Origin of the sequence: Pseudomonas sp. stari2, assembly GCF_040760005.1 — a bacterium.
Lineage (GTDB): Bacteria > Pseudomonadota > Gammaproteobacteria > Pseudomonadales > Pseudomonadaceae > Aquipseudomonas.
Genome location: NZ_CP099760.1, coordinates 1408179 through 1420265, shown reverse-complemented (window position 1 = coordinate 1420265; position 12087 = coordinate 1408179). Strand labels below are relative to the sequence as shown.

9 protein-coding genes and 1 pseudogene are annotated in these 12087 nt (G+C 60.7%); all 10 read right to left on the bottom strand.

The features are described from left to right. Nucleotides 1-105: 105 nt before the first annotated feature. Nucleotides 106-1107, bottom strand: a complete 1002-nt coding sequence (locus NH234_RS06310) for a PleD family two-component system response regulator (protein ID WP_085712805.1) — start codon at nt 1105-1107, stop codon at nt 106-108. A gap of 48 nt (nt 1108-1155) precedes the next feature. After that, a pseudogene (locus tag NH234_RS06305) lies at nt 1156-2166 on the bottom strand (chemotaxis response regulator protein-glutamate methylesterase). Further along, on the bottom strand, nt 2163-4457 hold the full coding sequence (locus NH234_RS06300; RefSeq protein WP_367256002.1) for a hybrid sensor histidine kinase/response regulator: 2295 nt from the start codon (nt 4455-4457) through the stop codon (nt 2163-2165). Before NH234_RS06300 ends, NH234_RS06305 begins: the two are co-directional and overlap by 4 nt. Beyond that, nucleotides 4454-5137 (bottom strand): chemotaxis protein CheW, encoded by a 684-nt coding sequence (locus NH234_RS06295; RefSeq protein ID WP_085729773.1) that lies wholly within the window; start codon nt 5135-5137, stop codon nt 4454-4456. The genes NH234_RS06300 and NH234_RS06295 overlap by 4 nt, the downstream gene beginning before the upstream one ends. Next, entirely contained in the window at nt 5134-6411 is a 1278-nt protein-coding gene (locus tag NH234_RS06290; RefSeq protein ID WP_367256001.1) for a CheR family methyltransferase, read from the bottom strand. The genes NH234_RS06295 and NH234_RS06290 overlap by 4 nt, the downstream gene beginning before the upstream one ends. Next, nucleotides 6408-6944, bottom strand: a complete 537-nt coding sequence (locus NH234_RS06285; protein WP_367256000.1) for a chemotaxis protein CheW — start codon at nt 6942-6944, stop codon at nt 6408-6410. Before NH234_RS06285 ends, NH234_RS06290 begins: the two co-directional genes overlap by 4 nt. Then, nucleotides 6944-8566 (bottom strand): methyl-accepting chemotaxis protein, encoded by a 1623-nt coding sequence (locus NH234_RS06280; protein ID WP_085729770.1) that lies wholly within the window; start codon nt 8564-8566, stop codon nt 6944-6946. Before NH234_RS06280 ends, NH234_RS06285 begins: the two co-directional genes overlap by 1 nt. Before the next feature lie 233 nt (nt 8567-8799). Beyond that, nucleotides 8800-9882: an acyltransferase gene (locus NH234_RS06275; RefSeq protein WP_256575870.1), complete on the bottom strand. Its 1083-nt coding sequence runs from the start codon at nt 9880-9882 to the stop codon at nt 8800-8802. After that, complete coding sequence (locus tag NH234_RS06270) at nt 9879-10967, bottom strand: acyltransferase family protein (protein WP_367255999.1); 1089 nt, start codon at nt 10965-10967, stop codon at nt 9879-9881. The genes NH234_RS06275 and NH234_RS06270 overlap by 4 nt, the downstream gene beginning before the upstream one ends. A 246-nt stretch (nt 10968-11213) precedes the next feature. After that, the gene (locus NH234_RS06265; protein ID WP_367255998.1) at nt 11214-11936 is read right to left on the bottom strand and encodes a tellurite resistance TerB family protein; all 723 of its coding nucleotides are present in this window, start codon (nt 11934-11936) and stop codon (nt 11214-11216) included. Nucleotides 11937-12087 lie beyond the last annotated feature (151 nt).

Sequence of the window (12087 nt, the reverse complement as noted above, 5' to 3'; positions counted from 1 at the left end):
ACGGGCAGCACTCGTTGGCGAACTTTTGAAAGCCGGCGAGTATAACGTAATCAAGCTGTCACGGCAGCCCGTCTGGCGGCTCTTGAGGCGAATGAACCCGATGGTTCATTCGATCCCCACCTGGTTGCGCCCGTTGTTCTTCGCCAGATACAGGCCACGGTCCGCCGCCGAGATCAGCAACCGGCAGTCGCTGCCCGCCTCCGGCACCATGGTTGCCAGGCCGATGCTGATAGTCAGGCTCGCCCCCTCGGCCGGAGCATTGTGCGGAATCTTCAGCGCCGCCACGGTCTGGCGCAGCTTCTCCGCCACCAGTCGTGCCCCGCCCGGCGAGGTATTGGGCAGCACCAGCGCAAACTCTTCGCCGCCATAACGCGCCGGCAGGTCGGATGGGCGGGCGCTGGCCTCGCGGATCGCCGTAGCGACCTTGCGCAGGGCCTCGTCGCCTTCGACGTGGCCGAAGGTGTCGTTGTAGGACTTGAAGTAATCGACGTCGATCATCAGCAGCGACAACTGGCTCTGGTCACGCAGCGAGCGGCGCCACTCCAGCTCCAGGTACTCGTCGAAGTGCCGGCGATTGGACAGCCCGGTCAGGCCGTCGGAGTTCATCAGCCGCTGCAGCACCAGGTTGGTGTCGAGCAATTGCTGCTGGCTGACCCGCAACGCGCGATAGGCCGCGTCCCGTTGCAGCAGGGTCATGTAGGAGCGCGAGTGATAACGGATGCGCGCCACCAGTTCGATGTTGTCCGGCAGTTTCACCAGGTAATCGTTGGCCCCGGCGGAGAACGCCGCGCTCTTGATCAGCGGATCCTCCTTGGTCGACAGGACGATGATCGGGATGTCCTTGGTCGCCGGGTGATTGCGGTATTCGCGCACCAGGCTCAGGCCGTCGAGGCCGGGCATCACCAGATCCTGCAGGATGACGGTTGGTTTGATCCGCACTGCGTGGGCCACGGCCTGATGCGGGTCGGAGCAGAAGTGGAAGTCGATGTTCTCTTCATTCGACAGCCCACGGCGCACGGCCTCGCCAATCATCGCCTGATCGTCCACCAACAACACCATGGCGGCGTTCTCGTCGGTTTTGATGTCATCGATCTGTAAGTCATTCATGGGCGGTCACCTGAGTGCTGCGGGGGCCAGGATTGCGGATGGACGTGTTCATTTGGGGAAAATCTCCAGCAATCGTGGCGCTATCTTTTCCAGTGGACGGATTTCTACGGCTGCATCGATGGCCGCGGCTGCCTAGGGCATGCCGTACACCGCACTGCTTTGCTGGTCCTGCGCGATGGTCAGATAACCCTGTTGGCGCATGAGCTTAAGCCCTTGCGCCCCGTCGCGTCCCATCCCCGTCAATAAAACCCCTACTGCGTCACCGTTCCAGTAGTTGGCGACGCTTTCGAAAAACACATCGATCGAGGGGCGGTAGATCTCGTTGACCGGCTCGGCGGTGTAGGCCAGCGTGCCGTTCTTGAGTAATCGGATGTGATGATTGGTGCCGGCCAGCAACACTGCGCCAGCCTGCGGCGGCTCGCCTTCCCGGGCCAGGCGCACGTCCAGGCCGCTGGCGCTGGCCAGCCATTCGGCCATGCCGGCGGCGAACACCTGATCGACATGCTGCACCAGCACGATGGCCGCGGAAAAATTGCGCGGCAGGCCCTTGAGCAAGACTTCCAGCGCCGCCGGCCCACCCGCTGACGAGCCGATCGCCACCAGCCGCTGGCGCGACGCCGAACTGCGCGGCATTGTCTGGGCCGGGCGGGCGCGAGCGGTTTTCTCGCCGATCAGCCAGCCGATATTCAGAATCTTGCGCAACAGTGGCGCGGCCGCCTGTTGGGCATTGCCGGCGCCGAGGGCCGGGGTGTCGACTACGTCCAGCGCTCCGTGGCCCATGGCTTCGAACACCCGGTGCACGTTCTGCTGGCGGTCGACCGTGACAATGACGATGGCACAGGGGCTCTCGGCCATGATTCGACGGGTGGCCTCGACACCATCCATTACCGGCATGATCAGGTCCATGAGGATCAGGTCCGGAGTGTTCTCCGCGCACAGGCGCACCGCTTCGGCGCCATTGTTGGCAACCCACACCACCTGATGCGCCGGCTCGAAAGCCAGCGCCCGGCGCAGGGCCTCCACCGCCAGGGGCATGTCGTTGACGATTGCGATCTTCATGCCCGCGCTCCTCCGATGAGCTCAACCACTGCGTCGAGCAGGGCATCGTCATGAAAACTGGCCTTGGCCAGATAATAGTCCGCCCCGGCATCCAGTCCACGGCGCCGATCTTCTTCGCGATCCTTGTAGGACACCACCATCACCGGCAGCGATTGCAGGCGATTGTCGCGGCGCAGCAGCGTCACCAGTTCGATGCCGTCCATGCGCGGCATGTCGATGTCGGTGATCAGCAAGTCGAAATCCTCGGAGCGCAACGCGTTCCAGCCGTCCATGCCGTCTACCGCGACGGCGACGTCGTAGCCACGATTGAGCAGCAACTTGCGTTGCAACTCGCGTACCGTCAGCGAGTCATCAACCACCAGAATCCGTTTGCGCGTGGCCTCTGCGGCCTGATTGCCATGGCGGGCGATACGCTCAAGGCGCCCGGTGTTCAGCAACTTGTCCACCGAGCGCAGCATGTCTTCGACATCGACGATCAACACCACCGAACCATCATCGAGCAAGGCCCCGGCGGAAATGTCCTGCACCTTGCCCAGCCGCTCGTCCAGCGGCAGCACCACCAGCGTGCGCTCGCCGATGAAGCGTTCGACCGCCACGCCGTAGATCGCATCGCGCTCGCGGATCACCACGACTTTCAAGGTGTCGCCGCTGTTCTGGCTGGCCGGACGCTGCAATAACTGACTGGCCGCAACCAGCCCGACATGTCGACCTTCGTGCCAGAAATGCTGGCGGCCTTCGACCTGCACGATGTCGTCCGGCGCCAGGTCGCACATGCGCTCGATGTGCGCCAGCGGGAACGCGTAGGCCTCGTCGCCGACTTCCACCACCAGACTGCGCACCACCGACAGGGTCAGCGGGACTTCGAGGTGGAAGCGACTGCCCTCACCCGCCCTCTGCTCCAGCACCACCGCGCCGCGCAACTGGCGGACCATATGCTGAACGGCATCGAGGCCGACGCCCCGACCGGACACCTCGGTAACTTTGTCCCGCAGACTGAAACCCGGCAGGAACAGGAAGGTCAGCAGCTCTTCTTCACTCAGTTGAGCGGCGGTTTCGACCGGTGACAACTGACGTTCGACGATGCTGCGGCGGACCTTTTCCAGATCCACTCCGTTGCCGTCATCGCTTAACTCCAGCACCAGCAGGCCGGCCTGATGCGAGGCCCGGAGACGGATCAACCCTTCCTCGGGCTTGCCTTTGAGCAGGCGTTCTTCCGGTGTTTCGATGCCATGATCGACCGCGTTGCGCAGCAGGTGAGTCAACGGGGCTTCGAGTTTCTCCAGCACGTCGCGGTCAACCTGGGTTTTCTCGCCCTCGATCTCCAGCCGCACCTGCTTGCCGAGGCTGCGACCGAGGTCGCGCACCATCCGCACCTGACCGGACAGCACATCGGCGAACGGCCGCATGCGGCAGGCCAGCGCGGTGTCATAGAGCACTTGCGCGCGCTGGCTCGCTTGCCAGGCAAACTCGTCGAGTTCGGCGTTTTTTTCCGCCAGCAATTGTTGGGACTCAGCGAGCAGTCGCCGCGCATCTTCCAGCGCCTCTTGAGCTTCAAGGCTCAGGGCATGTTCCTTGAGATGCACGTTGAGACTTTCCAGCGCCCGCAGACCGTTGTTCTGCATGCGCTTGAGGCGCTGCATCGTGGCCAGGTGCGGTTTGAGACGCTGGGTTTCCACCAGGGATTTGCTCGACAGATCGAGCAGGCTGTTCAGACGTTCGGCGGTGACCCGCAGCACCCGCTCGCCACCTTCGGCAGTGCGTTTGCTCTTGCGTGGCGCAGGCTCTGGCTCGACTACCTCGACGGGGATTTCAACGGGCGTCGGCTCAACCACTGGCGGTGGCTGAAGCTGCAACTCGGCCATCGGTGGCGCGCTCGGAGCGGTGACAACCACGGCCGGAGCCGCCGGATCGAGCAAACCACCCATCAATGTCACGTAGGCCTCGATGTCCGCTGGTTGCGGGCCATTGGCCGGGGTGGCGATGCGCATCAGCAAATCGGTGCCCTGCAACAGCGCGTCGATATGCTCCGGGCGCAGGAACAGCCGCCCTTCTTGCGCGCTGACCAGACAATCCTCCATCACGTGGGCAACGCTGACGCCGCTGTCGATGCCGACGATCCGCGCCGCACCTTTCAACGAGTGCGCCGCACGCATGCACGACTCAAGCTGATCGGCCTGGGTCGGATTGCGTTCCAGCGCCAGCAGCCCGGCACTCAAGACCTGGGTCTGGGCTTCGGCTTCAAGGCTGAACAGCTCCAGCAGGGAGGCGTCGCGCATTTGCTCGGGGGTCATGTGAGGCTCCGGGAGACGGCGGACAACAGCTGTTCTTCATCCAGCCAACGCAGGCTGCGACCTTTGAAAGGCAACACGCCTCGGGTGTATTTGGCACTGGCCTGCGCCCCGGAACGCGACGCTGCATCGAGGATTCGTTCGTCGATGGCGTGAATCCCGTCGACTTCGTCCACCGGCACCACCACCGGCCCGCCCTTGGCCGCGATGATCAGCATGCGCGGCATGATCCGCGCACCGGTCGCCGGGGTGGCGCTACCGTCGAGATCGAGCAGTTCGACCAGTGACAGGCACGCCACCAGCGCCCCACGCACGTTCGCCACGCCGAGCAAGGCCCGGGAGCGCTGGTGCGGCAGAGAGTGAATCGCCTGCAACGGCGCGACCTCCACCAGACTGTGGGTGGCCAGACCGAGCCATTCTTCGCCGAGGCGGAACATCAGCAGCGAACGGGTTTTCAGCTCGGTCTCGACCTGGATCGCCACCGGATCGCGTTCGTCCTGCTGCAACGCATAGCGGTCGAGCAGCCGTGTGGCGGCGGCGGAATACACCGCGCAATTGCGGCAGTGAATGTGTTCTTCCAACAGCGGGCAGGACTTGTCGCCGTGGATGCCGATGCGATTCCAGCAATCGTCGATGGCCCGGGCGTCTTCGTGGGTGACGTTCAAGGTGTCGGACGGGATCATCGTTTACGCTCACTGTCGGCGGTGCGGCCGCTGCGGGCGGCGCGCTCCTGCAATCGTCTGGCACCGGCCGTGTCGCCCTGGGCCTGCAGCAACCCGGCCAGGTGCATCAAAGCTTCGGCGTGTTGCGGTTCGAGGTACAAGGCCTTGCGGTAAAAACCCTGAGCTTCGAGAGCACTGCCGGCGACGTCGCTGAGCAGGCCTAACCAGTAAAAAACCTGAGCCACCGGCTCATGGCTGCGCAGATACTGTTCGCACGCAACGCGGGCCTCGGCACTTTTGCCTTCGTTGGCCAGGGCGGCGATATTGGCCAGCAAGGTCGTGGCGTCGGGATTCGGGCTTTTGACGGTGGCGGGCAACGGTGTCACAGCGGCAAACGGCCGGTTGCGCACGGGCGGCGGTGGCGTGCTGCGCACCGGCTGGCGCACGGGCAAAGGCGTCGGGATGGCAACCGGCATTGGCAACGGCGCGGGTTGCGGATCGCTGTGGCGACTGAACGCGAAAGACTGTGGAATCCCGATCGAACGCATGCCCAACCGTCCGAGCAGACTGCCCTCGGCAGGGCCGATAAACAGCACGCCATCGACATGGGTCAGGCGCTTGAGTACGGCAAACACCTGTTGCTGGGTCGGCTGATCGAAATAGATCAGCAGGTTGCGGCAGAACACGAAATCGAACGGTGGCTCGCTGGCCAGCAGCGTCGGATCCAGCACATTGCCGACCTGCAAACGCACCTGTTCACGCACGTTTTCATTCAGGCGATAGCCTTCGTCCTCCGGCATGAAATGCAGTTCGCGAAACGCCAGTTCCTGGCCGCGAAACGAATTCTTGCCGTACAGCGCCCGCCGCGCCTTGTCCACCGACAGAGGGCTGACGTCCATGCCATCAACCTTGAACTGATGGGGCTTGAGGCCCGCATCGAGTAACGCCATGGCAATCGAATAAGGTTCTTCACCGGTGGAACACGGCAAGCTGAGGATGCGCAGCGCCCGCATGTTGTTCAGTTCGGCCAGGCGTTTGCGCGCCAGTTTGCCCAAGGTGGCGAAGGATTCCGGGTAACGGAAAAACCACGTCTCGGGGACGATCACTGCCTCGATCAGCGCTTGCTGTTCGTCCCGCGAACCTTGCAGCGTTTGCCAATATTCATCGGCCGTGACCATCTGCGACAGGATGATGCGCTGGCGCACCGCTCGCTCGATGATCGCCGGCCCTACCGAAGCAACATCGAGACCGATGCGTTCCTTGAGGAAATCGAAGAAGCGCTGGTCGCTGCTCATGGCTGCTCCTCAAGCCGCGCCGGATCCAGCGGCGGCGTCGGGAACAACAGCGGGCGCACCGACTCGTCCAACAGATCATTGACTCGAACCCATTGCACCAGGCCGCGAGCGTCTTCGCGCACCGGACCCAGGTACGGCGCCTGACGATTGTCGAGGCCGTACGGCTGGAAATCATCCGGGTTGCAACGCAGGGTGTCGGTGGCCTGTTCGAGAATCAGGCCGAGCCATTGCGAGGGTTGCGAATCGTCGGCGCGGTAATGCACCAGCACCAGTCGCGTGCTGGTACGCGCTTCGGCAGGCTGGCCGAACGTCAGGGCACTGAGGTCGATCACCGGCACCACCGAGCCGCGATAGGCGAACACCCCCGCCACCCAGTGCGGCGCCCGGGCAATCGGTTTCAGCGGCAGGCGTGGCAGCACCTCCGCCACTTCCGTTGCGCGCAGAGCGTAGCGTTCGTTGCCGATGCGAAACAGCAGGAACAACGCCTGCTTCGCCACCGGTGCAGCGCTGCGTTTGGCGATGATTTCGCTCATCAGACTTTGAATCGCGAAACGCCGCTGCGCAGGCCCACGGCCACCTGGCTCAGTTCGTCGATGGCGAAACTGGCCTGACGCAACGACTCGACCGTCTGGCTGCTGGCATCACCCAGTTGCACCAGCGCGTGATTGATCTGCTCGGCACCGGTGGCCTGGGCCTGCATGCCTTCGTTGACCATCAACACTCGCGGCGCCAGCGCCTGCACCTGATGAATGATCTGCGACAGCTGCTCGCCGACCTGCTGCACTTCGGCCATGCCGCGACGCACTTCTTCGGAGAACTTGTCCATGCCCATCACCCCGGCGGACACCGCCGACTGGATCTCGCGGACCATCTGTTCGATGTCATAAGTTGCAACAGCCGTCTGATCCGCCAGACGTCGGACTTCGGTGGCGACTACGGCAAAACCGCGACCGTACTCGCCGGCCTTCTCCGCTTCGATCGCGGCGTTCAGGGACAGCAGGTTGGTCTGGTCGGCGACCTTGACGATGGTCACCACCACCTGATTGATGTTGCCGGCCTTCTCGTTGAGGATCGCCAGTTTGGCGTTCACCAGATCCGCCGCGCCCATCACCGAATGCATTGTGTCTTCCATGCGCGCCAGGCCTTGCTGCCCGGAACCGGCCAGCACCGAGGCCTGATCGGCAGCGGTGGACACTTCGGTCATGGTGCGCACGAGGTCGCGGGAGGTCGCCGCGATCTCGCGGGACGTCGCGCCGATTTCGGTGGTGGTCGCGGCGGTTTCGGTGGCGGTGGCCTGCTGTTGTTTGGAGGTGGCGGCGATCTCGGTCACCGACGTGGTGACCTGCACCGACGAGCGCTGGGCCTGGGACACCAGCGAGGTGAGCTCGGTCATCATGTCGTTGAAGCCGGTTTCCACCGCGCCGAACTCATCCTTGCGCTCGAGGTTCAAGCGGCTGCTGAGGTCACCGGTGCGCATGATTTCGAGGATCTCTACGATGCGATTCATCGGCGCCATGATTGCGCGCATCAGTAGCAGACCGCAGAATCCGGCGGCCAGCACGGCCACCAGCAGCGAGACGAACATGCTGACCTTGGCTGCCGCCACCGCGTCGTCGATGTTGGCCATGGCCTGGTCGGCGACTTTCTTGTTCTCGCCGATGATGTCGTTGAGTTTCATGCGCCCGCCGACCCAGGCCGGGGTCAGTTTTTCGTTGAACAGCTTGACCGCATCGGCTTCCAGATTGCGCTTGTGCAGATCCAGCACGGCGTCCTGGATCTTCATGTAGTTGTCGTGATCCTTTTCAAACGCGGCGAACTCGATCCGGTCCTCGTCGGTGCTCACGGTGTTGCGGTAGTTGGCCATCTGCTCCTGAAGACGTTTCTCGAAGGACTGGTAGTCCGCCGCATCTTCACTGCTGACGCCCTGCCCCTCCTTGAGCCCCAGCAGTTCCTGGGTTTGCAGGTAACTGTCGACCCAGGCGCCACGAATCATCGAGCTGTAATAGACGCCGGGAATCGCGTCGTCACGGACGCTGTTTTCACTGGCTTCAATCTTCAGCAGCCGAGAGTAAGAGACGACCACCATCAGCAACATGATGGCGATAATCACCGCAAAGCTCGCCAAAATGCGTTGGCGCAACGTCCAGTTCTTCACAGTCAGTCCTCGGGGCCAGGTCGAAATGCGGGGGAGTATAGCTGAGGGCGGTGTTTCATTTATAAGACGGTTTGCCGCGCTCAGGTCTTCCGATGGTAAACGGGATAGGCTCTGGATAAGGACTTTCAAGGAATCGGTAGGCGGGGTGCCAGTGGCGCAATGGCAAAAAGGGGCGATGGATTGGACATTCCCGACAAATCCTTCGCCTCATTGCCTGCTTCAGTGCGGCCGCCTCACACCGCAGGTCGCGTGTTTTTCAAAGAACCCTGCAATCGTGAATTGATGGCTCGCCCCAGAGTGACGCAGGGTTTCTCCAGCAGTGAGTAACTGACGCCGGCCAGAGTGAGTGTCGCCAGCACGTAGATCAGAAACACCCACACGCTGAATCCAGCCTGCAGGTTGGTGATATGAGCAGCCCACTCCAGAAAGAACGGATGCACCAGATACACCGAATAACTGACAGTGCCCAGCCATGTCAGGCTTCTGATGGTATTGCGCATATACAGGCTGGTGGTCATGGCGAAAGCCATTCCCGCCAGATAGCTCAGCAGATAGGCGTACGGATTCTCGTTGTGCCCATAGCCGATGTTATAAGCCAGCACGCAAATGAACGGCAGCAACACAATGAACAGCGCGACCCAACACCAGATGAAACGGCGCACCTGCGAGCTGGCCTGACCCAGACTGGCCTCCCGCCAAAAACTGCCGAAGAACATGATCGACAGGCACAAGGGCAGTGCTACGGGGATTTTCTTCGCCAGGTAGAACCGGGCAATGGCGAAGATCAATGCCAGCACCAACAACCCGACCGCTGCCGTGAAACGCACGCTGACACGCCCCAGCAGCCCCACGCCAAACAACGCTGCGCAGGCGATATAGAAGAGCATTTCGATGATCAGCGTCCAGTAGACGCCGAATAGATCCGGGGTCTTGAGGATCGCCTGGAACATCGTCATGTTGATCAGCAGCGTCGCCAGCGGAACCTCGGTCGACAGAAACCAGTGCGAGCTCAGGACTGCCAGCAGGATGGAAAACCAGTAGGCCGGGTACAACCTGAAAAACCTCGAAACAGCGAAAGCCGTCAGCGCACGCCGCCCCTCCTTCAGGCTGTAGGGGATGACCATCCCGCTGAGCAGAAAGAAAATCACCACCCCGACTTGCCCAAGGTTCACGTAGGTGAAGAACAATGTGTCCTTGAGCGGTGTTCTCTCGATGAAGTGAGCAACCACGACCAGCATCGCCGCGATGCCCCTCAAGGCATCCAGATGCATCAGTCGATGCTGTCCGGCGAAGGATAATGTTTTCAATGGGCTCAAGCGCTCATCTCCGCCGACGACAAGTTGGCTCCATTGCTGGCACTCTTTCTCGCGAACCGCGCATCCAGGGCAGCATTGATACGCCTCCCTAACCCTATGGAACGTTTCTCGATCAGGAAGTAACAAAGCGTCGAGAGGACAAGCGTACCCAAGCAATAAAGAATAAAAACAGAAAAATCGAAACCGTCCTGCAAGTTAACCGTCGAGTCAGCCAACTCCAGGAAGAATGGATGGATCAAATAGATCGAATAGCTGATCGCCCCCAAGAAAACAAGCACCCGATTGTCCAGTTTCAATACAGTCGTGGTCACCATAAAGAACACCAGTGCAGAAAAATAGCTGCCTGTATAGTTCCAGGCATTTTCTCCCAGACCTTGATCAACATCGTAGGCCAACAACGCAATTATCGGAAATGCAATAACAAATACAATAATCCAGATGACACTGTATTTTTTTGCCATCGGCTCGTGATCGATCAGATAGTTCCGCCACACCCCTCCGAACAACATCAATGAAAGTGATGACAATATTCCGACAGGGGCCGGGACCGAATAATAATACCTGCTCGCAGCCCCCACCAGCGAAAGCACCAGCAATGTTATCGCTAACCAGAACCGAACCTTGAGATGCCCCAGCAACCCCATCCAGCACAGGGCAACGCACAGCGCGTAAAAAACCAGCTCTACAAATAAGGTCCAATACACGCCGAACAGGTTGGAATAACCCATCATCGTTTGAACCATGGTGATATTCGCCAACACTCTTCCCATAGCCAGTTCACCCTGGACAAAGCAGGTAATCGCGAAGCAGGCCAGTATTATCGAGAACCAATAGGCCGGGTACAGCCTGAAGAATCTTGAAAGTATGAAGCGTCTTGTTTTTCCAGGACCTTCCTTGAAACTGAACGGAATCACGAAGCCACTGATCATGAAAAACACCACAACACCGAACTGCCCAGGGCGGAAGTAATCAAAAATCACCCAACTGAACAGTGGCGTTCTTTCAATATAGTGAGAAATGACGACTGCCAATGCTGCCAGCGCTCGAACAGAGTCGAGGTAAATCAATCTATTGGTGCTAATCATGTATTTGAAGATTCCCTCTCCAATGAAGAATTGCTCCGTTAACTGAGTTGGCATGTTACCTGATGAGCGCAAAAAAGCGACGGAAGTTAAACTGAGGATTCACCTCGTGACCACAGGTTCTGGTTCATAGTGCAAAAACCCGGTCCTGGCACAACAGTCGCAACCCTTGAGCAACCAACGAGCATTGCATTCGCAGAGGCCAATGGCTTGTCGACATTGACCTCGACGCTATGACGACCTGGAAAGTTACAGGACCGTTTGCCGCACCTGCTTTTCCAGCTCGATCTTCAACCCCGGCTCAAGCCCGAGCTGCCGCGCCAGTTCGTCCAGATAGCTCTTCTCCATGAAGTTCTCCTCATCCACCATCATCACGCTCGCCACGTACATCTCGGCCGCCATCTCCGGCGTGCTCGCTGCGCGGGCGACATCGGTGGGGTCGAGGGGTTTGTTGAGTTCGGCGTGGAGCCAGTGTTTGAGTTCCTGATCGTTGTCGAGCTTGGTGAATTCGCCTTCGATCAATTGGCGTTCGCGGTCGTCGATGTGGCCGTCGGCTTTGGCAGCGGCAACCAGGGCCTTGAGGATGGCCTGGCTGTGTTGTTCGACTTGCGCCGGTGGCAAGCGATCCAGGGTTTGCGGTTCGCTTTGCGGGGCCGTGCCTTTCTGGGCATTCCAGTTGCCGTAGGCTTTGTAGGCGATCACGCCCAGTGCGGCGAGGCCGCCGTAGAGGGCGACTTTACCGCCAACCTTGCGGGCCTTTTTACTGCCCAGCAGCAGGCCCATGGCGCCGGCCGCCAGGGCACCGCCGCCTGCGCCTGACAGCAAGCCGCCGAGTGCGCCGTTACTGGAAGATCCGCCCAGCAAGCCGCCCAAACCACCGGCAGCCGGTTTGTTCTGCGCCCCGCCCGCCTTGTTCTGCAGCAGTTCCTGGCCGGACTTGAGGAGTTGATCGAGCAATCCACGGGTGTTCATGTTCCGTCTCCAAACAGGGGTTATCCGGATCAATAAGGCCCTCAGCCTAGTTCGAAAGTGCCCCGCGCTTGGCCGCGAGTGTGCTTCCAGATGTTGCCTGGCCCGCAGCGGTCATTCGTGAAAATAGATATACACTCGAGGCAATCTATAA